The organism is Burkholderia ubonensis (assembly GCF_902833085.1).
Taxonomy (GTDB): Bacteria; Pseudomonadota; Gammaproteobacteria; order Burkholderiales; family Burkholderiaceae; genus Burkholderia; species Burkholderia ubonensis.
Window position 1 is genome coordinate 768,966 of the sequence record NZ_CADFEB010000001.1, and the last position, 19,332, is coordinate 788,297.

The 19,332-nt window shown below is 71.5% G+C and carries 16 protein-coding genes; 9 read left to right on the forward strand and 7 right to left on the reverse strand.

From position 1 onward, the window contains the following. Window positions 1-105 precede the first annotated feature (105 nt). Window positions 106-549 (reverse strand): DUF4902 domain-containing protein, encoded by a 444-nt coding sequence (locus tag HWX31_RS03440; protein WP_029226193.1) that lies wholly within the window; start codon window positions 547-549, stop codon window positions 106-108. Between the two features lie 71 nt (window positions 550-620). Here HWX31_RS03440 and HWX31_RS03445 point away from each other — a divergent pair, with 71 nt between their 5' ends. Continuing rightward, window positions 621-1,340: an autoinducer binding domain-containing protein gene (locus HWX31_RS03445; RefSeq protein ID WP_174962391.1), complete on the forward strand. Its 720-nt coding sequence runs from the start codon at window positions 621-623 to the stop codon at window positions 1,338-1,340. Window positions 1,341-1,371: 31 nt separating this feature from the next. Here the strand turns inward: HWX31_RS03445 and HWX31_RS03450 are convergent, their stop codons facing one another. The 5 genes from HWX31_RS03450 to HWX31_RS03470 all read right to left on the reverse strand — a co-directional run bounded on the left by HWX31_RS03450 (window position 1,372) and on the right by HWX31_RS03470 (window position 7,433). Further along, window positions 1,372-2,079 carry an MgtC/SapB family protein gene (locus HWX31_RS03450; protein WP_010089673.1) on the reverse strand — a complete coding sequence of 236 codons (708 nt, stop codon included), beginning with the start codon at window positions 2,077-2,079 and terminating at the stop codon, window positions 1,372-1,374. A gap of 358 nt (window positions 2,080-2,437) precedes the next feature. After that, on the reverse strand, window positions 2,438-3,985 hold the full coding sequence (locus tag HWX31_RS03455; protein WP_175933868.1) for a TolC family protein: 1,548 nt from the start codon (window positions 3,983-3,985) through the stop codon (window positions 2,438-2,440). Continuing rightward, window positions 3,972-6,116, reverse strand: a complete 2,145-nt coding sequence (locus HWX31_RS03460) for an FUSC family protein (protein ID WP_174965112.1) — start codon at window positions 6,114-6,116, stop codon at window positions 3,972-3,974. Before HWX31_RS03460 ends, HWX31_RS03455 begins: the two co-directional genes overlap by 14 nt. Continuing rightward, on the reverse strand, window positions 6,097-7,146 hold the full coding sequence (gene mdtN, locus HWX31_RS03465) for a multidrug transporter subunit MdtN (protein ID WP_174965111.1): 1,050 nt from the start codon (window positions 7,144-7,146) through the stop codon (window positions 6,097-6,099). Before mdtN ends, HWX31_RS03460 begins: the two co-directional genes overlap by 20 nt. After that, window positions 7,143-7,433 (reverse strand): hypothetical protein, encoded by a 291-nt coding sequence (locus HWX31_RS03470; protein ID WP_059637498.1) that lies wholly within the window; start codon window positions 7,431-7,433, stop codon window positions 7,143-7,145. Before HWX31_RS03470 ends, mdtN begins: the two co-directional genes overlap by 4 nt. A gap of 410 nt (window positions 7,434-7,843) precedes the next feature. Between HWX31_RS03470 and HWX31_RS03475 the strand changes: the two genes are divergently transcribed. Further along, window positions 7,844-8,992, forward strand: coding sequence for a metallophosphoesterase (locus tag HWX31_RS03475; protein WP_174965110.1), 1,149 nt, complete (start codon window positions 7,844-7,846; stop codon window positions 8,990-8,992). A gap of 65 nt (window positions 8,993-9,057) precedes the next feature. Here the strand turns inward: HWX31_RS03475 and HWX31_RS03480 are convergent, their stop codons facing one another. Further along, on the reverse strand, window positions 9,058-9,642 hold the full coding sequence (locus tag HWX31_RS03480; protein WP_174965109.1) for a malonic semialdehyde reductase: 585 nt from the start codon (window positions 9,640-9,642) through the stop codon (window positions 9,058-9,060). Between the two features lie 263 nt (window positions 9,643-9,905). Between HWX31_RS03480 and HWX31_RS03485 the strand changes: the two genes are divergently transcribed. From HWX31_RS03485 to HWX31_RS03515, 7 genes are all read left to right on the forward strand, one after another. Then, on the forward strand, window positions 9,906-10,514 hold the full coding sequence (locus tag HWX31_RS03485; protein WP_174965108.1) for an alpha-ketoglutarate-dependent dioxygenase AlkB family protein: 609 nt from the start codon (window positions 9,906-9,908) through the stop codon (window positions 10,512-10,514). A gap of 243 nt (window positions 10,515-10,757) precedes the next feature. Beyond that, on the forward strand, window positions 10,758-10,964 hold the full coding sequence (locus HWX31_RS35235; RefSeq protein ID WP_059615792.1) for a hypothetical protein: 207 nt from the start codon (window positions 10,758-10,760) through the stop codon (window positions 10,962-10,964). Between the two features lie 250 nt (window positions 10,965-11,214). Next, on the forward strand, window positions 11,215-11,649 hold the full coding sequence (gene gspI, locus HWX31_RS03495) for a type II secretion system minor pseudopilin GspI (protein ID WP_059612564.1): 435 nt from the start codon (window positions 11,215-11,217) through the stop codon (window positions 11,647-11,649). Beyond that, complete coding sequence (locus tag HWX31_RS03500; protein ID WP_174965107.1) at window positions 11,633-12,295, forward strand: PulJ/GspJ family protein; 663 nt, start codon at window positions 11,633-11,635, stop codon at window positions 12,293-12,295. The genes gspI and HWX31_RS03500 overlap by 17 nt, the downstream gene beginning before the upstream one ends. A 252-nt stretch (window positions 12,296-12,547) precedes the next feature. After that, a complete protein-coding gene (locus HWX31_RS03505; RefSeq protein WP_174965106.1) occupies window positions 12,548-14,692 on the forward strand; it encodes a tetratricopeptide repeat protein in 2,145 nt (714 codons plus the stop codon). A gap of 48 nt (window positions 14,693-14,740) precedes the next feature. Continuing rightward, a complete protein-coding gene (locus HWX31_RS03510) occupies window positions 14,741-16,993 on the forward strand; it encodes a tetratricopeptide repeat protein (RefSeq protein WP_174965105.1) in 2,253 nt (750 codons plus the stop codon). Between the two features lie 74 nt (window positions 16,994-17,067). After that, window positions 17,068-19,263: a tetratricopeptide repeat protein gene (locus HWX31_RS03515; RefSeq protein ID WP_174965115.1), complete on the forward strand. Its 2,196-nt coding sequence runs from the start codon at window positions 17,068-17,070 to the stop codon at window positions 19,261-19,263. The last annotated feature ends 69 nt before the right edge of the window (window positions 19,264-19,332 follow it).

The following is a 19,332-nucleotide window of genomic DNA, read 5'->3' on the forward strand; positions in this document are numbered from 1 at the left end:
CGACGTGGTATCGGTTTCTTGAAGGGCGGGATTGAAAACCGGCGCGGATTTGCTTATAAAGAGCGCCTGGGCGTCAATCGTCGGATGAATTCATGCGCCGGGTTGTCACTGGAGCGTCGGCCGGGCATGATGCGCGTCGTGATGCGCGAAGACGGCGGCCGCGACGGCGGCGGGCCAGTCGAGGCGGGCGAGGCGGGCCACGAGCGCGGCGGCGGTGCGGAACATGCCGATGTCGGCGCCGGTGGCGTCGACGGCCATCACGTTGCTGCGGACGTCGCCGCCGGCGATCACGAACGCGCCTGACGCGCGCTCGAGATACCAGTCCCAGCCGAGCGTCACGTAAGCGACGCCCGCGCGGGCAGGGCGTTGCCACTCGGTGTAGCCGGCGAGGCGGGCATCGACCGCGCAGTTTTGCAGCTCCGCGAGCAGCGCCGGATCCAGGCCGCTCGCGACATGATCGAGCGCAAGCTCGGCCAGTGCGCTTTCGGAAAGACGCACGTAACCGTCCGGGGACGGACCATGGATGGGTTGCAGCAAAGGTGAAGTCATGCGCGGAATGTATCAGCCTCACCTGACGCTGAAACCTGATAAGTATGACAGCGTGACCTGTCGGAGAACGAATGGAACTACGTTGGCAGGATGCCTACCATCAATTCAGCGCCGCTGAAGATGAGCAGCAACTCTTCCAGCGGATCGCCGCGTATTCGAAGCGCCTGGGCTTCGAGTATTGCTGTTACGGGATTCGGGTGCCGCTGCCGGTGTCGAAGCCGGCCGTCGCGATCTTCGACACCTATCCGGACGGCTGGATGGCACACTACCAGGAGCAGAACTACATCGACATCGATTCGACGGTTCGCGACGGCGCGCTCGGCACCAACCTGATCGTCTGGCCGGACGCCGACAAGGCCGGCGCGTCGCCGCTGTGGGCGGACGCGCGCGCATCCGGCCTCGCGGTCGGCGTCGCGCAGTCGAGCTGGGCGGCGCGCGGCGCGTTCGGCCTGTTGAGCATCGCGCGCCATGCCGACCGGCTCACGCCCGCCGAGATCAACATGCTGACGCTGCAGACCAACTGGCTCGCGAACCTGTCGCATTCGCTGATGAGCGGCTTCATGGTGCCGAAGCTGGCGCCGGAGGCGAACGTCGTGCTGACCGCGCGCGAGCGCGAAGTGCTGTGCTGGACGGCCGAAGGCAAGACCGCTTGCGAGATCGGCCAGATCCTCAACATCTCCGAGCGGACGGTCAACTTCCACGTCAACAACATCCTCGAGAAGCTCGGCGCGACCAACAAGGTGCAGGCGGTCGTCAAGGCGATCTCGGCCGGGTTGATCGATACGCCCTGACGGGCGGCGCGGGCGCGCCGCTGCGCCCGCGTCACTCCATCAGCGGTTCCGCTTCCTTCGCGGTCCAGCTCACGCTGGAGATGCTCTTCTCCATGCTCATCCGGCTCGCGATCTGCTCGAGCTTCTGCTGATCCTTCGGATGCAGCTTCAGCGTCGCGGTGACCTTCAGCCGGTCGGGCTGGTCGGGCACGTCCTCGCTCGTCAGGCTCTGGAACGACAGCGGTTTCGCGTACATCGAATTCGACAGCAGCGTGCGGATGTGCACCTCGTCCGCCGCGAGGCAGATCACGGTGATCTGGTATTCGCGCACGAGATCGGCGTTCGACACGGGCGTCGCGTTGATCGCCTGGCTGACGCCGCGCAGCACCGTGTTGGTGAGCAGCACGACGCCCGTGCCGGCCAGCGCGGGCACGTAATGGCCGGAGCCCGACAGCACGCCGACGGCGGCCGAGCACCACAGCGTCGCGGCCGTGTTGATGCCCTGGATCGAGCCCTTGTCGCGCATGATCACGCCGCCGCCGAGGAAGCCGACGCCCGACACGACGTATGCGGCGATCTGCGTGACGCCCGCGACGCCGTTGCCGGTCAGCACGCCGAGCGTCACGAACAGGCAGGCGCCGCTCGCGACCAGCGTGATCGTGCGCAGGCCCGCGGTGCGCTGGCGCATCTGGCGTTCGAGGCCGATCGCGACGCCACAGGCGAACGCGGTGAAAAGACGAAGTGCGAAATCGAAAGTCATGAGTTGTCCTGCCGTACGGGGTGCGCATGCAGCCCGGCATCGCGTCGACACCCGGCCGGGCGGCGGCGCGATGGCGGTCGCCGCGCGGTACTGTACCGCGCGAATGCGTCATCGAATGTGAAACGGGGCGGCGTGCGGGCTCGCGGGAACGCGAGCCGGGGCAGGAGAACTGCGGCGGACAGGCGTTCAGGCGGCGAGAAGCGCACGCAACGGAGTGCTGCAACTGTCCACGATGGTTCCTGAAGGAAGAATGGGCGGCATTCTAGTGGGCGGCGCTCGGGCGCGTCAACCCGGTCGGCGGCGGGTTCGGCGGCGGGCGGGCGGGAGGCGGCGCGGCGCAAGCCGTCTCCCGTGCCGGTCATTGCGCGGACCCGATCGTCCCCGTGGCGAGCGCGAGCGTGGCGGCGGCCGACAACGCGCCGCAGTAGCTGTCGACGTCCGCATTCTTCGCCGCGAGCAGCTGGCTCTGCGCGAGCGTCGCGTCGGTCACCGAGCCGACGCCGTTGCGGTACGCGCTCAGCGCGGCATCGTAGGTCGTCTGCGCGGCGGCGACGAGCGCCGTCGCGGCCTCGTGCGACGCGAGGCTCGTCTGCAGCGCGTTCTGCGCGGCGACGATCTGCCGGACCGCGTCCTCCTTCGTGCGCGTCAGCCGCGCCGACGCGCTCTCGGCGTCGTTGCGCGCCTGCATCAGCACCGCCGAGCGCAGGCCGCCGTCGTACAGCGGGATCGTCACGCCGACGAACACGCCGCCGCCGTAGCGGCTGCCGTTCAGGTTGACGGTCGGCGCCTGCTGGCCGATCGCCGGCAGCGCGGTGATCGCCGTGCCGCCGCTGCTGTACGAGGTCGACGCGGACATGAACACCTTCGGCATGAACTCGGCCTGCGCCGCCTTCACCTTCGCGCGGTTGGCGTTTTCGAGCGCATACGCGCTCTGCAGGTCGGGGCGGCGCGCGATCGCGTCCGCGACGATCGAGTCGACCGACGCGCGCAGCGCCGGCGGCAGCGGCCGCGGCGGCAGCGCCGCGATCGTCGGCTTCGACAGCGGCGAAATGCCGAGCGCGGAGACGAGGCCCAGGTAGCCGTCGCTCTCGGCGCCGCTTGCCTCGACGAGCGCGAGATTGGCCTGCGCACGGTTCTGCGTCGCCTGCGCGACTTCGACGACGGTGCCGACGCCCTGCTTGAGCCGCGCGCGGGCGGCCGCGGCGATCGCATCGGCGTTGGCGAGGCTTTGCCGCGCGCTGAGCGCGCGCGATCGCGATGCTTCGTACCGGTAATACGCGATGGTCACGTCGTGGATCACCTGCTGGTGGACGGCCGTGAACGCGACGTTCGACACGATCGACGCCTGTTCGGCCGCTTCGACGCGCGCGGCCCGGCCGCCGAAGTCGAACAGCAGCCATTGCAGCGACAGCGCCGAGATCGTGCCGTGCACGGTCGTGTCGCTCGAGCCGGTGCCGAGCGGCGTCGTGGTCGAGCCGTGGCTGCTCTGGTAGGCGCCCATCGCGGTCGCGGAGAGTTGCGGTAGATACGCGGTCTTCGCGATGCCGACCGCGAGCGCCGCGTTGCGCGCGTCGTTCCACGCGATGCGGGTCAACGGGTTCGTCGATTCGGCGAGGTCGATCAGTTCGGGGAGCGTATACGCGTGCGCTGCATCGAGCGCGGCGGGCGGCGGCACGGCTGCGAGCGCGGGCGTGGCGGGCAGCGTGTAGTCGTGCGGCGCGCGCGGCGCGTGGGCGGGCGCCGCGCCCGGCACGATCTCGCCCGCTGCCGACGTCGGCGGCTGCCACGGGCGGTCGGACGCCTCTGGCGCCAGATCGAGCGACGACGTCGCGCAGCCGGCCAGCGCGACGGCGGTCGCGAGGGCGGCCGCGGCGATCGAGGCGGCCGGCGGTTCAGGTAGGCGCATGGGGGTGAAGCTCCTTCGATGTGGCTTGACGGGCGGCGTCGGCGATGCGTGCGAGCCGCGCGTCGATCAGGTTCAGCAGGGCGTCACGCGCAGGGTCGGCGCGGTCGCCGGACGGTCGGGACGACGTCGGGGCGTCGTGGCGCGCGTCCTGCGCAGGCGGTCGTGCGTCGTCGGTCGTGCGCGCGGCGGCAGGCGCATGACGCTCGGCGCCCGTTCCCGACTCCGCGTCGCGCCGCTCGGCCACGCGCGCAAGCTGCGCGCCGATCGCCGCATCGCCCGGCGCGCGTTCGGCGAGCAGGAACAGCGGGCCTTCGAGCGCGCCGAGTTCCGCGAGCGCGCGCCGCCGCGCGGCGAGCCACGCGGGCGCGGGCCGCACCCACGACGGTTCGTAATGGATCAGGCCGAGATCCTGCGCGATCGCGCCGTGGCGCGCAAAGGCTTCGGCCGCCTGCGCGCGCCGTTCGGCCGGCTGCGCGATCTGCGCGAGCCGCCGCCACTGGTCGACCAGCGCGGCGAGCGCCGCGTCGACCTGCTTGCCGATGCTGACCGGCCAGATGCGCGTGAACACGAGATACACGACGACGTTGCCGAGCAGGATGCCGATCGTGCGGTCGCGCGCGAGCGTCAGGTCGAAGCCCGGGCCCGCGCCCTGGATCACGCACAGGAAGAACGCGAAGGCGATCTGGAAACCCGCATACGCGATCCGCGGCGACCCGAACGCGACCCATGCGGCGAGCCCCGCGCCGGCGAACACGAGCGCCATCAGATGGCCGATCGACGACAGCGACGGCACCACGAACACCAGCGCCGCGGTGCCGGCCAGCGCGCCGACGATGCAGCCGGCGATCCGCAGCGTGAGCTTCTCGACCGTTTCGGCGGTCGAGCCGAGCGACACCATGTAGCAGGTGATGAAGCACGTATGGATGCCGGACCAGTCGAGCTGCGAGTAGAGCAGGTAGCAGAACATCGCCGCGACCGTCGTCTTCAGCGCATAGCGGATGTGATCGGGATTGGTGCGCGCGTCCGGCAGGAAGAAGCCGCCGCGCGCGGCGGGCGGCGGCGCGGCGGGTTCGGCGGCGTTGCCTGCGGCGGGCGCGTTCGCGTCGACGGGCGGCGCGGCGGCCGTCGCGCCGGGTTCCGCGAAGCGCGTGATCGCCGCGTGCAGGTCCGTCGCGACGACGCGGGCGAGCGGCGCCAGCGCATCGGCCGGCGGAAGCGCGAGCGTCACGTCGACCGGATAGCCGCCTTGCTCGAGCATGCCGGCCATCTGGTCGAGCGTCGCGGCGACCGGCGCGGCGAACGCGTCGGGCAGCCGTGCGCCGGGCTCGCGGTCCGCCAGCGCGACCGCGACGAGGATCGCGGTGCTCGACGCGACGGCCTGCCGCAGCGCGGCGACGTCGGCGGCGGACGACGTGCCTTCGAGCTTCGACAGCTTGAGCCAGGTCAGGAGCTGCTTGTCGCCTTCGCGCAGGCTCGCGTCGAACGCGGCGCGCACGTCATCCCGCACGTCATCGGTATCGCGCCCGTCATCTTCGCCGCGCAGCCGTTGCGCGGCGAGCCGCAGCCGCTTCGCGAGCTGCGCGAGCGCGAGCCGGCGCGGCGACGGCGCGATCAGCAGGTTGACGACGATCGCGATGCCGACCGGGATCGCGACCATCAGCCACGTATAGAGCAGCGCGCGCGTCGCGGCTTCGCCGCCCGGCACGAGGCCGAGCTCGTCGAGCCCGAAGCCGACGATCATCGCGAGGATCGCGCCGACGGGGCGCAGCTTGCTGGCCGACGTCAGGTAGAGCAGCCCGACCGACAGCACGGCCATGCACGCGACCCGCAGCACCGAATACTCGATGCTGAAGATCGCGACGCCGAGCACGAGCGCGATCACGACCGTAATGACCAGCATCATCGCCGTGGCGAGCACGACGCTCGTCACGCGGTCGGCCCGGTTCAGGAAGAACACCACGTAAGCGGAGATCGCGGCTTCCGGCGTGCCGTACGCGCTCGTCACGAGCACGGTCAGCGTGCAGATCAGCGCGACCCGCACGGCCATCGACGCGCGGCCCGGAAACGGCGCGAGCAGACGCAGGAGTTCGCGCGGGCCGGGCGGCCGGACGTCAGCGGCAGGCTGAGCCATGCCGCACCTCGACGATCGCGCTCGCGCCGACGCGCACGAGCTTGCCGTCGGGTTCGTCGAGCTTCACGCGCACCGGGAAGCGCTGCGCGACGTGCACCCAGTTCACCGAGCGCTGCACGATCGGCAGTGAGCGCGGCAGGTTGATGCGGTCGCTGTCCGCGATCCCCGCGCCGATGCCGACGACCTTGCCCGTCATCGCGCGGCCGCGGTCGATCATCGAATAGACGGTCGCGCAGTCGCCGACTTCGATGTGCTTGAGCGCCGTCTCGCGGAAATTGCCGACCGCGAACCATTCGCGCGCGTCGATCAGCGTGAAGATCGACTGGTTCGGCGCGAGGGTCTCGCCGACGAGCACCGACAGGCCCGTCACGAGCCCGTCGTGCGGCGCGCGCACGACGGTGTCGTCGAGCGCGTGCTGCGCGCGGGCGAGCGCGGCCTCGCGCGCATGCAGCGTCGCGATCGCGTCGGCGTCGTCGCCGATCGTCTGCGCGGACGCGCGCTGCTGCTCCTGCGCTTGCGCGAGGGACACGGCCGCGTCGCGCTGCCGGACCTTCGCCTGGTCGAATTGCTGCGCGCTGACGTAGCCCTGGGCGGCGAGCGGCGCGAGCCGGTTCACGTCGCGCGTCGCGAGGTCGTGGTTCTGCGTCGCGCGCTTCACCTGCTCGGCGGCGACCGACGCGTTCGAGCGCTCGCCGATCAGGGTCTTGCGGCGCGTGTCGAGCGACGCGCGCGCGAGCTCGACGTCGGCCTGCGCCTGCGCGACCGTCAGCCGGTATGGCACCGGATCGATTTCGTACAGCAGGTCGCCTTTCGCGACGTGCTGGTTTTCGTGCACGGCAAGCTTCACGATGCGCCCGCCGACGGGCGACGCGACGTGCACGATGTCCGCGTCGATCGACGCGTCGTCGGTCGACGGATAGGCCGTCGTGCGGTGATACGCGTAGGCGAGGGCAGCGATGCCGAGCGCGACGATCGTGAGCGCGATCACGCGGCCTTTGGTCGAGGGTTGGCTGATGCCGGCGAGTTTCATGCGAAGGGCCCCGTGCCGGTGAGCCAGACGAGCACGGCGATCACGAGCCCGATCGCGGTGCAGACGGCCAGTTGATAGGGCACCGTGGCCGCCCAGCCGGTCGCGACGAACACGCGGTGCGCGACGATCGCGCCGATGACGCCGACCAGCGCGCTGACGAGCCAGAGCGGGAAGTAGGCGCCGAACAGCACGTAGGACGGCGCGCCGCGCGACGCACAGCCCGTGAGCGGCAGGGCAGGCGCCAGGGCGGCGACGCGCAGGGACGCGCGCGAAGTTGTTTTTCTCATGATGTGACGAGCTTGACGAATGGGGGCCGGGCGCGCCGCGACGACGGTTCCGCAATACGGTGCCGATAATAAATCAGCGCGACGTGGACGGCCAGCCGGGGCTTGTTCGGCATCCATGATGGCGGGCGGCGCTTTCGTCAGGGCCGCGCGACGCAGGCGCACGGACGTATAGGGTTGCTAATGACTGCAAGGACGCGGAAGGCAAAGTGAATCGATGCGTTTGATGCGCCGTCGCGATCGAATCGGCGCGTGAACCGCGCATTCCCGTGTGAACCGGCGTGAATCCGCTCGATCCTGCCGGCCGAGCCCGTCATCTGCCGCCGGCGTCGGGTTCGGCGGGATGTGTGTACCATCGGGCGTACGGCGCGGGCCTCGCTGGCCAGTCGCGCCGCAACGTGCGTGAGCGCTCCATGCGAAGTTTCCTTGTCCGGTTCATTGCGATCGGCTTGCTGTTCCATCTGTACGTCGGGATGCGGATCATTCCCGACGCGTTCGCGTCGACTGCCGCGCGCGTCGTCGCGGCGCTCGTGCTCGCGAGCTTCTGCGTGCTGATTCCGGTCGGGATGTTCGCGCGGCGTTTCGATGAAGGCTGGGCGGCGACGCTGTTCGGCTGGGCCGGCGCGGTCGCGATGGGGTTCTTCTCGTCGCTGCTCGCGCTGACGTTCCTGCGCGACCTGATGCTGCTCGGCGTGGCCGCGTGGCGCGCGCTCGGACACGCCGGCGCATGGAGCGGGGCGGCGGCGGCCAGCGCGCCGGGCGTGCTGGCCGCGGCGCTGCTGATCACGGCAATCGGCTTCGTGAACGCGCGGCGCACCGCGGCGGTCAAGCGCGTGTCGGTTCCGGTGCAGGGCCTGCCCGCCGCGCTCGACGGCCTGAAGATCGTGCAGCTGTCGGATATCCACGTCGGGCCGACCATCAAGCGCGCGTATGTCGAGCGCATCGTCGGCGCGGTCAATGCGCTCGATGCCGACATCGTCGCGGTCACGGGCGACGTGGTCGACGGCTCCGTCGAGCGGCTGCGCGAGCACACGGCGCCGCTCGGGCGCATGAAATCCCGGCACGGCAGCTTCCTGGTGACGGGCAATCACGAGTACTACGCCGGCGCGCATGCGTGGATCGCGGAGTTCCGGCGCATCGGCCTGACGGTGCTGCTGAACGAGCACGTGGTGGTCGAGCACGACGGCGCGCGCGCGGTGGTCGCGGGCGTCACCGACTTTTCGGCCGGGGCGTTCGACCCGGCACACCGCAGCGACCCGCAGCGCGCGCTGGCGGGCGCGCCGCGCGACGTGGGCACGCGGATCCTGCTCGCGCATCAGCCGAGGAGCGCGGAACAGGCGAGCCGGGCCGGGTTCTCGCTGCAGATCTCGGGCCATACGCACGGCGGGCAGTTCCTGCCGTGGCCGCCGTTCGTGCGGCTGCAGCAGCCGGTCATCGCCGGGCTGCGGAAATTCGGCGATCTGTGGGTCTATACGAGCCGGGGAACCGGCTACTGGGGGCCGCCGAACCGGTTCGGCGTGCCGTCCGAGATCACGCTGATCCGCTTGACGCGGGGCGCGTAGGCGGCGCCCCGCGCCGGCGTGGCGCAATGGCCGCGGCGCGCGCGTTCGTGCGCGCCGCGCGAGCGTCACGCGATGCGGGCGATGTCGTCGAAGTCGAAGCGCGGGCTGCGCGGGAACAGCCCGGCCGGATCGCCGTAGCCGAGGTTGACGAGGAAATTGCTCTTCACCGTGGTGCCGGCGAAGAACGCGGCGTCGACCGCCGCGTTGTCGAAGCCGGACATCGGGCCGGCGTCGAGGCCGAGCGCGCGGGCGGCCATGATCAGGTACGCGCCCTGCAGCGACGAGTTGCGGAACGCGGTGGCCTGGATCAGCGCTTCGTTGCCCGCGAACCAGCTGCGCGCGTCCGCGTGCGGGAACAGGCGCGGCAACTGCTCGTAGAACGCCATGTCCATGCCGACGATCACCGTGACGGGCGCGGCCATCGTCTTCGCGAGATTGCCTTCGGACAGCGCCGGCTTCAGGCGGGCCTTCGCTTCCGGCGACTTGACGAACACGAAGCGCGCCGGGCTCGAGTTCGCCGACGTCGGGCCGAATTTCGCGACGTCGACCAGCCGGTGGAGCAGCGCGTCGTCGACCGGCTTGTCCTGCCAGGTGTTGTGCGAGCGCGCGGTCAGGAACAGCTGGTCGAGCGCGGAATCGGAAAGCGTCATGATGATGAGGTCCGGAAAAGGGCCGGCGAAGCGCGCCGGCCGGGTTGAACGGGAACGTGGCGCGGCTGGGCAGGGACGGCCGCGCGACATGGCGCGATGATAGCGTGACGCGCCGGCGCATGCCCGGCAGCCGTCGGCCGGGCAGCGGCAGCGGATTGGAACGACCCGCCGCCGCGAATGAACGAGCATGGCAGCCGCGTGCGCGGTTCGCTACCATGCAATCATGCGTCGCCCGTCGATGTTTTCCGCCTGACCCGCCCGATATGTCCACGTTCGATCTCTTCGATGACACCCCCGCGCCCGACGTCGACTGGTACCCGGACTGGCTCGCGCCGGCCGACGCCGATCGCGCGCTGGCCGCGCTGATCGGCGAGGTCGCGTGGCGCCAGGATGCGATCCGCACGCCGCGCGGCCGCATCCCGCTGCCGCGCCTCACCGCGTGGCAGGGCGAGCCGGACGCGGTCTACGTGTATTCGGGCATCCGCAACGTGCCCGCGCCGTGGACGCCGGCCGTGCTCGACCTGAAGCGCGCGGTCGAGGCGGCATGCGGCGCGCGCTTCAACAGCGTGCTGCTGAACCGCTACCGCAACGGGCAGGACAGCATGGGCTGGCACGCGGACAATGAGCCCGAACTCGGCGACGCGCCGGTGATCGCGTCGGTGAGCCTCGGCGCGATGCGCGTGTTCGACCTGCGGCACCGCGCGACCGGCGTCACGCATGCGTACCGGCTGACGCACGGCAGCCTGCTCGTGATGCGCGGGCGGACCCAGGCCGAGTGGCAGCATCGGGTGCCGAAGGCGCCGTCCGTGCAGGGCGAGCGGATCAACCTGACGTTCCGGCGGGTCGTCGCGGGACCGGCGGGCGCCGCCTGACGCAAGCGCGGCGCGGGTTCGGCGCGCCGCAGCGGCGGCCACGGCGAGCGAATGCCGCCGGTCGATTTAATTCAGCTATCGGTTTGATTTTTGAATAGCCCAGTGAAACCGCTGATGGTGCGGCGCAACATTCTCCGTGTAGACTGTCTGATGGACCGGCGCGTACCGATCGCTGCCGGAATGATTGCATCGCATGCCCGGCGGCCGGCCAGTGCCGGACGACGGGCGGCGGGAGAACTTCGCGTGACCGGACTGAGTGAATCCCTCGAACCCTTGCTGCACGTCTTCGAACAGGACGGCGAATGGCAATGGGCGCTGACGGTGAAGCGGACGGCGGGTGTCGGCGTGAAGGTGGTCGCGTTCAGCCGGGAAGGCTTCCTTCGCGAGGCCGACGCGCATGCCGCCGGCGAAAGCGCGCGCGCGTCGCTCGACCGCGCGGTGCTCGCCTGACGTTTCCCGTCGTTTCCCGCAGGCTGCGGCGCGCGTCGAATGTGGCGCGTTGCCGGGGCTGCCGTTTTTCTTCATCTTCGGTCGCGACGCCGACCGCCGCGCCGCGCGTGCGCGTTCCCGTCCCGTCAGGAATGGTCCGTATCTTTCGACACGCGGCTGCCACAGGTTTCGCTTAACGTAGGCGCGCATCCGGCCGGACGCGCGCTGCGCGGGCCGCGCCGGCATGACGGACAACCGACGGACGTGGGTCATGTGCGACGACAAGACAGGCTGTGACGATCGCCCGGTCCGCGGCGGGGCGTCGGCGGCGCGGGGGGCGCAAACGGGTTTCACGCTGATCGAGGTGCTGATCGCGCTCGCGATCGTCGCGGTCGCGCTGGGCGCGGTGATGCGCGCGATCGGCGCGCTCGCGTCGGACACCGACACGGCCCGCATGCGGCTGCTCGCGCTGTGGAGCGCCGACAACGCGCTCGGCGCGATCCGCATCGCCGCGAGCTGGCCGCCCGTCGGCGCCAGCACGTTCGCGTGTCCGCAAGGGCCGTACCGGTTCGTGTGCCGCCAGTCCGTGACGGCGCTGCCCAGCCCGCTCGTGCGGCAGGTGACGGTGAGCGTCCATGCGTCGGCGTCGAGCCGGACGGTGCTCGCCGAAGTCGTCACCGTGGTGCACGATGAAGCGCGGCGCTGACCCGCGCGCCGCGCGGCGCACACGCGGCTTCACGCTGATCGAGATGCTGGTCGCGATCGCGCTGCTCGCGGTGATCGCGCTGCTGTCGTGGCGCGGTCTCGACGCGACGATCCGCGGCCGCGACGATATCGCGTCGAATCTGGCGCAAACGCGTCTGCTCGGCCGCTATTTCTCGCAACTGCAATTCGACCTGCTGAACCTCGTGACCGCCGACGAGGTGTTCGGGCCGCCGCTGCGGCTCCGTCCGAACGAGCTGGTGCTCGTCCGGCATCTCGGCGTCGGCGGCGGGCCGACGCACGTCCAGGTGGTCCGCTATCAGCTCAAGGGGCGCGAGCTGGCGCGCAGCGCGTCGCAGCCGCTCGCGTCGCTCGCCGAGCTCGAGGACGCGCTGCATCACATGGATGATTTTGCGAAGGTGGTCGTCAGCCGCGACGCGCGCGCGCTGCAGCTGGCGGTGTGGATCGCGCCGGGCGGATGGACCGCCAGCCAGGCGGTCATCGAGCAGACCTATGCGCAGTTCCTCGCGCAGCACGGCATCAGCAACATCACGTCGCTCGGGATGCCGCTGCCGCGCGGCGTGCGCTTCGCGGTCGCGCTCGGCTCGCCGTCCGTCGAATACGAACGGACGATTCCGATCGGGCAGTAAGCACGCCGGCCGCACGGCGTGGCGCATCCCGCCGGCCCGTCAAAATGGTCCGTAACATTCGTCATACGCGTGTTACCGCTCGTCCGCTAGTCTCGCTTCGACAGCGATTGCCGCGACCCGCCGCTTCGGACGGTCGACCGGCAACGGATTCCGCAAGACGGCAAGGGGGCCAACGTGGCGGGCGAGTACTCACAAGGTGCACACGCACGCGCATCCGCGCGCGATGCGTCCGGAACCCGCGCGCCGGCGGCGATGCTGTCCCGCGCGCAGAACTGGCACAGCGCGGGGCGGTTCGACGACGCCGCGCGCGAATATCTCGCGGTGCTCGCGAACGAGCCGGACAATCCGCAGGCGCTGCACCAGTACGGCGTGCTGCAATTCCAGCGCGGCGCGGCCGCCGATGCGGAAGCGCTGCTGCGGCAGTCGATCGCGATCGACGCGGGCGTGCGCGCGCTGTCGGATCTCGGCGCGATCCTCGGCGACTGCGGGCGCGCGGACGAAGCGCTCGCGCAGTTCGACGCGGCGCTGCGCGTCGATCCGCGCGACGTGCAGACGCTGGTGCGGCTGGGCAACACGCTGATCGGGCTGCGCCGCCACGAGCCCGCGCTCGCCGCGTTCGACCGGGCGCTCGCCGTGTCGCCGCTCGTGCTCGACGCGTTGTGTAATCGCGGCAGCGCGCTGCGCGCGCTCGGGCGTCATCAGGAAGCGCTCGACACCTACGACCGCGCGCTGATGGTCGAGCCGCGCTCGTTCGAATCATGGTTCAACCGCGCGCTCGTGCTGCGCGCGCTGCAGCGCCCGGCCGACGCGCTGCATTGCGTCGACCGCGCGATCGAGATCCGGCCCGGCGTCGCGGTGATGCTGTCGATGCGCGGCCAGATGCTCGTCGATCTCGGGCGCCTGAACGAAGCGCTGAGCGCCTTCAACGAAGCGATCGCGGCCGACCCTGCGTTGGTCGAGGCGCTCTACAACAGCGCGGTCGCGCTCGAACGGCTGGGCCGTGCCGGCGAGGCGCTCGCGCGCTGCGAACGCGTGCTCGCGCTCGAACCGCGGCATGCGCGCGCGCACGCGTGCCGCGGCAACGCGCTGCTGCAGCTCAAGCGCCACGACGCCGCGCTCGACAGCTATGCGCGCGCGCTCGACATCGACCCGGGCGCGCACGAGGTCCGCTGCAATCAAGGCACCGCATTGCGCTTCCTGAAACGTTTCGGCGAAGCGCTGCAAAGCTACGACGCCGCGCTTGCGAACGATGAGCGTTTCGGCGAAGCCTGGACCCATCGCAGCAGCGTGCTGCAAGACCTGCATCGCTACGACGACGCGCTGCGTTCGCTCGACCGCGCGCTCGAATTGCGTCCGGACCATGCGGCGAACTGGCTCAACCGCGGCAATCTTCACTACGCGACCGGACGTGCGGACGATGCGCTGGCGGCCTACGACCGTGCGATCGCGCTGGACGCGGACTACGTGGACGCGCATGTCGCGCGGGCGTCGCTGCACCTCGTCGAAGGCGACTTCGCGCGCGGCTGGGCGGAATACGAATGGCGGCTGCGCGATCCGGCGCTGGCGCGCCACGACCGTCCGTTCGCGCAGCCGTCGTGGCGCGGCGACGCGCCGCTCGCCGGCCGGACGATCCTGATCCATGCGGAACAGGGTTTCGGCGACACGCTGCAGTTCTGCCGCTACGTGCCGCATCTCGCCGCGCAGGGCGCGCGCGTCGTGCTCGAAGTGCCGGCGCCGCTGCGCGAGCTCGTTGCGTCGCTGCAAGGGCCGGCGCAGGTGATCGCGCGCGGCGAATCGCTGCCGCCGTTCGACTGCCACTGCCCGCTGCTCAGCCTGCCGTTCGCGCTGCGCGCGACGCTGCCCGACATGCCGCGCCGGACGCCTTATCTGCATGCGGACCCGCAGCGCGTCCGGCAGTGGACGGAGCGGCTCGGCGAATCGCACCGCCCGCGCATCGGGCTCGCATGGGCCGGCAATCCGGAACACCGCAACGACCACAACCGCTCGATCGACTTCGCGCTGCTCGCGCCGCTGTTCGCGCTCGACGTCGAATGGGTCAGCCTGCAGAAGGCCGTGACCGCGCGCGACGACGCGCTGCTGGCGAACGCGCCGGTGCGGCGCTGCGGCGACGAGCTCGGCGATTTCGCGGATACGGCGGCGCTGGTCCGCTCGCTCGATCTCGTGATTTCCGTCGATTCGGCGGTCGCGCACCTGGCCGGCGCGCTCGGCCATCCGGTCTGGGTGCTGCTGCCCGATCCGCCGGAATGGCGCTGGCTGCGCGACCGGGACGACAGCCGCTGGTATCCGGACGCGCGCTTGTTCCGGCAGGCCGTTGCGGGCCGCTGGGCGAGCGTGATCGACGCGGTGTGCGCCGCGCTCGACCGGATCACGTGTTAGAACAGACCCAAAACACGACGACACGATGCGACAACCGGGGGCCAGAGCATGACATCGAACGGGGCAGGGACGCCGCTCGCGACAGCAACGATTCCGGAGCCGCCGCCCGCGATCCGTCAGCCCGACGCCGCGCAGCTCGACCGGCTGCTGGCGCGGGCGCGCAACGCACATCAGGAGGGCGCGCTGCATCATGCCGAAAAGGCTTACGCGGAGTTGCTGGCGCTCGCGCCCGACCATCCGGAAGGGCTGCATCTGCTCGGCGCGGTGCGCTTCCAGCAAGGGCGGCTGGCCGAGGCCGACACGCTGATGCGGCAGTCGATCGAGCGGCAGCCGGCGCCGCTCGCGCTCGCGAACCACGCGGCGGTGCTTGCCGGTCTCGGGCGCGAGCAGGACGCGCTCGCGCGCCTCGACCACGCGCTCGCGATCAACCCCGCGCACCAGCGTGCGCTGTTTCAGCGCGCCGGCCTGCTCGCGCAGCTCGCGCGTCACGACGACGCATGCGAGGCTTACGATCGCCTGCTCGAACTCGCGCCGCAATTCGCCGACGGCTTCGTGAAGCGCAGCGAGACGCTGCTGGCGCTCGGCCGCTGCGACGCCGCGCTGGCCGATTGCGATCGCGCGCTCGCGCTCGCCGGACGTTCGTTCGACGCATGCCGCGCGCGCGGCCTCGCGCTGCGCGGGCTCGGGCGCTTCCGCGACGCGGCGGACAGCTACGGTCACGCGCTGGCGCTCGTGCCGGGCAGCGCCGAGGTGTCGTTCCTGCGCGGCGTCGCGCACCTGGATCTCGGCGAGCCGGCGCTTGCGCTCGCCGATTTCAACGCGGCGATCGCCGCGAGCCCGGGTTTCGTCGACGCGCTCTTCAACAGCTCGATCGCGCTCGAACAGCTCGGCCGGCACGACGAGGCGCTCGTGCGCTGCGACCGCGTGCTCGCGATCGAGCCGCGGCACGCGCGGGCGCTCGCCAATCGCGGCAACGCGGCGAGCTACCTGGCGCGCTACCGCGACGCGACCGACAGCTATGCGCATGCGCTCGACGTCGAGCAGGACAATCCCGGCGTGCTGTGCAACTACGCGAGCGCGCTGATGCGGATCGACCGCCACGGCGACGCGCACGATGCGTGCGACCGCGCGCTGGCGGCGGAACCGGGCTACCCGCCTGCGTGGTTCACGCGCGGCCGTGTGCGGCTCGAGACGCATCGCTACGGCGACGCGCTCGACGACTTCGCGCGCGTGATCGCGGCGACGCCGCGCGACAAGTTCGCGCATTTCCATCGCGGCAACGCGCTGCGCGCACTGCGGCGCCACGATGACGCGCGGCAGGCCTATGCGGACGCGATCGACATCGATCCCGACTACGTGCTCGCGCACTGCATGCGCGCGTTCCTGTGCCTGTCGATCGGCGATTTCGAAGCCGGCTGGGCCGAGTATGAATGGCGCTGGCGCGACAGTCAGCTCGACGCGAGCCGGCGTGCGTTCGCGCAGCCGCGCTGGACGCGCGGGATGCCGCTCGACGGGCAGACGATCCTGTTGTACGCGGAGCAGGGGCTCGGCGACACGCTGCAGTTTTGCCGCTACGTGCCGCTCGTGAAGGCGCTCGGCGCGCGGGTGGTGCTCGAATCGCCGGTCGAGCTGACGACGCTGCTCGCGACGCTCGACGGCGTCGATGCGCTGGTCGCGCGCGGCGCGCCGCTGCCGCCGTTCGACCTGCATTGCCCGCTGCTGAGCCTGCCGCTCGAATTCCGCACCGATCTCGCGTCGATTCCGTCCGGCGCGCCGTACCTTCATGCGGACCCGGCGCGCGTCGCCCGCTGGCGGGAGCGGCTCGGCGCAGCCGCGCGGCCGCGCATCGGCCTCGTCTGGTCCGGCAACCCGCTGCATTTGAACGACCGCAACCGCTCGATGACGCTGGCCGACCTGCTGCCGCTCGTCGACGACCGCTACGAATGGGTGAGCCTGCAGAAGGTGATCCGCGACGAGGAGCGCCCGCTGCTCGAAGGCGGGCCGATCCGCTTCGTCGGCGACGAACTCGAGGATTTCGCGGATACGGCCGCGCTGACCGCGCTGATGGACGGCGTGGTCAGCGTCGATACGTCGGTCGCGCACCTCGCCGGCGCGCTCGGGCGGCCGCTCGCGGTGATGCTGCCGCATACGCCGGATTTCCGCTGGCTGCTCGAGCGCGACGACAGCCCGTGGTATCCGACCGCGCGGCTGTTCCGGCAGCCGGAAGGCGGGCAGTGGGCGAGCGTCGTCGAACGCATTCGGGACGCGCTGCCGGCGCTGGTCGGCGGAGTCGCGCGATGAACGCGCAGGCCGCGCGGCCGGGATCGGCACCGGAATTCACGTCGGGCGCGGGTATCGGCGCGGGCATCGGCGTGATGCAAGCCGCGCTCGACGATGCGCTGCGCAACGCGCGCGCGCGGTTCGAGCAGCGCGACTTCGCGGGCGCCGCGCGGCTGTACGAGGGCGTGCTGGCGATCGCGCCCGATCACGTCGAAGCGCTGCACCTGCTCGGCTTCGCCTACCTGCGCATCGGCGACCCGGCGCGCGCGGAGCCGCTGATCGCGCGTTCGATGCGCGCCGGCCTGAGCCAGCCGTGGAATCTCGCGAACCATGCGGCGGCGCTCACGGGCATCGGCCGCCATCGCGACGCGCTCGCGTTATGCGAGCGCGCGCTTGCGCGGGACCCGGGCCATGCGGAGGCCAATGCGGTGCGCGGCGACGCGCTGCTTGCGCTCGGCGACGGCGACGCCGCGCTGGCCGCGTACGATCGCGCGCTCGGCCGCGAGCCGGGGCATGCGCTCGCGTGGCGCAAGCGCGGCGAGGCGCTGCGGATGCTCGGCCGGCCCGCCGACGCGCTGATCAGCATCGAGCGCGCGTTGCGGATCGATCCGAACGATCCGGCCGCGCACGCCGAACGCGGCCATGCGCTGCGCGCGCTGGGGCGTCGCGACGAGGCGCTGCACTGTTACCAGCTCGCGATGGTCGTGCGCGGCAGGACGCCGGATCTCGTGTACGCGTGCGGCGTCGTGCTGACCGAACTCGGGCGTCCGGCCGACGCGCTGGCGTGCCTCGACGAAGGGCTGGCCCGCACGCCGGACGACGCGCAACTGCTGTTCGCGAGCTGCGTCGCGCTCGACCTGCTGCATGCGCGCGACGAACTGCTGAAGCGCTGCGACCGGCTGCTCGCGCTGAATCGCGACCACGCCGGCGCGTGGGTCGGCCGCGGCAACGCGCTGCTCGGGCTCGAACGGTACGCGGACGCCGCGCACGCTTACGGCGAAGCGCTGTCGCGCAGGCCCGACGACCTCGATGCGCTGCGCAACCGCGCGGCCGCGCTGCGTGCGCTCGGCGCATTCGACGACGCGCTCGTCCACTACGACCGTGCGCTCGCGACGACCGGGCCGCAGCCCGAACTGCTTTACCAGCGCGCGCTGACGCTGCAGCAGCTCGGCCGCTACGACGACGCGCTCGCCAGCCACACGGCGGCGGCCGGCGCGCCCGCGGACGCCGCGCAGGCGCTGTTCACGCGCGCGGTCGCGCGCCAGCAGCTCGGCGAGCACGACGCGGCGCTCGCCGACTTCGCGCGCGCGTGCGAACGCGATCCGCATCACGGCGCGGCGCGCCGCTCCGAGGCGTTCTGCCGCCTGCTGATGGGCGACTTCGACACCGGCTGGCGGCAGCACGAAGCGCGCTGGCAGGCCGCCGACGTGATGCTGCACCGGCGTCACGCGGACCGGCCGCGGTGGCACGGCGATGCATCGGTCGCGGGCCGGACCGTGCTGCTGCACGCGGAGCAGGGCTACGGCGACACGCTGCAGTTCTGCCGCTACGCGAGCCTCGTGCACGATCGGGGCGCGACGGTGCTGGTCGAAGCGCCGGCCGCGCTCGGCGAACTGCTCGGCACGCTGCGCGGCGTGGCCCGCGTCGTCACCGAAGGACAGCCGACGCCGGCGTTCGACCTGCACTGCCCGTTGATGAGCCTGCCTTATGCGTTCCGGACGACGCTCGACACGGTGCCGGCCGACGTGCCGTACCTGCGCGCCGACGCACGGCGGCGCGCGGCGTGGGCCGGCCGGCTCGATGCGCTCGCGCCGCCGCGCCGCCTGCGGGTCGGGCTCGCATGGTCCGGCAACCCGCGCCACGCGAACGACGAGAACCGCTCGCTGCCGTTTGCCGCGCTCGCGCCGCTGCTGGCGCTCGACGCGACGTTCGTGAGCCTGCAGCCGCAGGTGCGCGCGCGGGATACGCAAGCCTTCGCGGCGAGCGGCGTCCTGTCGTTCGACGACGCGCTGGCGGACTTCGCGGAGACGGCCGCGCTCGTCGACACGCTCGATCTCGTGATCAGCGTCGACACGTCGGTCGCGCACCTGGCCGGCGCGCTCGGGCGGCCGGTGTGGGTGCTGCTGCCGCGCGTGCCGGACTGGCGCTGGCTGCTCGAGCGCGACGACAGCCCGTGGTATCCGTGCGCGACGCTGTTCCGGCAGGCGCGGCCCGGCGACTGGCCGGCGGTCGTGGCGCGCGTCGGCGCGGCGCTCGCCGCGCTCGCGCGGTCGCAACGCGAGCCGGCATGACCCGGCGTGCTCCGGCACATATGACAAAAGCTACGGACCTTTTCAGCGCGGCCGGAATGGTCCGTAGCA

Bases quoted from the DNA above. Each gene is read 5' to 3' on its own strand.
- HWX31_RS03440 (WP_029226193.1), bottom strand. From the start codon at position 549: ATGACTTCACCTTTGCTGCAACCCATCCATGGTCCGTCCCCGGACGGT.
- HWX31_RS03445 (WP_174962391.1), top strand. From the start codon at position 621: ATGGAACTACGTTGGCAGGATGCCTACCATCAATTCAGCGCCGCTGAA.
- HWX31_RS03450 (WP_010089673.1), bottom strand. From the start codon at position 2,079: ATGACTTTCGATTTCGCACTTCGTCTTTTCACCGCGTTCGCCTGTGGC.
- HWX31_RS03455 (WP_175933868.1), bottom strand. From the start codon at position 3,985: ATGCGCCTACCTGAACCGCCGGCCGCCTCGATCGCCGCGGCCGCCCTC.
- HWX31_RS03460 (WP_174965112.1), bottom strand. From the start codon at position 6,116: ATGGCTCAGCCTGCCGCTGACGTCCGGCCGCCCGGCCCGCGCGAACTC.
- mdtN (WP_174965111.1), bottom strand. From the start codon at position 7,146: ATGAAACTCGCCGGCATCAGCCAACCCTCGACCAAAGGCCGCGTGATC.
- HWX31_RS03470 (WP_059637498.1), bottom strand. From the start codon at position 7,433: ATGAGAAAAACAACTTCGCGCGCGTCCCTGCGCGTCGCCGCCCTGGCG.
- HWX31_RS03475 (WP_174965110.1), top strand. From the start codon at position 7,844: ATGCGAAGTTTCCTTGTCCGGTTCATTGCGATCGGCTTGCTGTTCCAT.
- HWX31_RS03480 (WP_174965109.1), bottom strand. From the start codon at position 9,642: ATGACGCTTTCCGATTCCGCGCTCGACCAGCTGTTCCTGACCGCGCGC.
- HWX31_RS03485 (WP_174965108.1), top strand. From the start codon at position 9,906: ATGTCCACGTTCGATCTCTTCGATGACACCCCCGCGCCCGACGTCGAC.
- gspI (WP_059612564.1), top strand. From the start codon at position 11,215: ATGTGCGACGACAAGACAGGCTGTGACGATCGCCCGGTCCGCGGCGGG.
- HWX31_RS03500 (WP_174965107.1), top strand. From the start codon at position 11,633: ATGAAGCGCGGCGCTGACCCGCGCGCCGCGCGGCGCACACGCGGCTTC.
- HWX31_RS03505 (WP_174965106.1), top strand. From the start codon at position 12,548: ATGCTGTCCCGCGCGCAGAACTGGCACAGCGCGGGGCGGTTCGACGAC.
- HWX31_RS03510 (WP_174965105.1), top strand. From the start codon at position 14,741: ATGACATCGAACGGGGCAGGGACGCCGCTCGCGACAGCAACGATTCCG.
- HWX31_RS03515 (WP_174965115.1), top strand. From the start codon at position 17,068: ATGCAAGCCGCGCTCGACGATGCGCTGCGCAACGCGCGCGCGCGGTTC.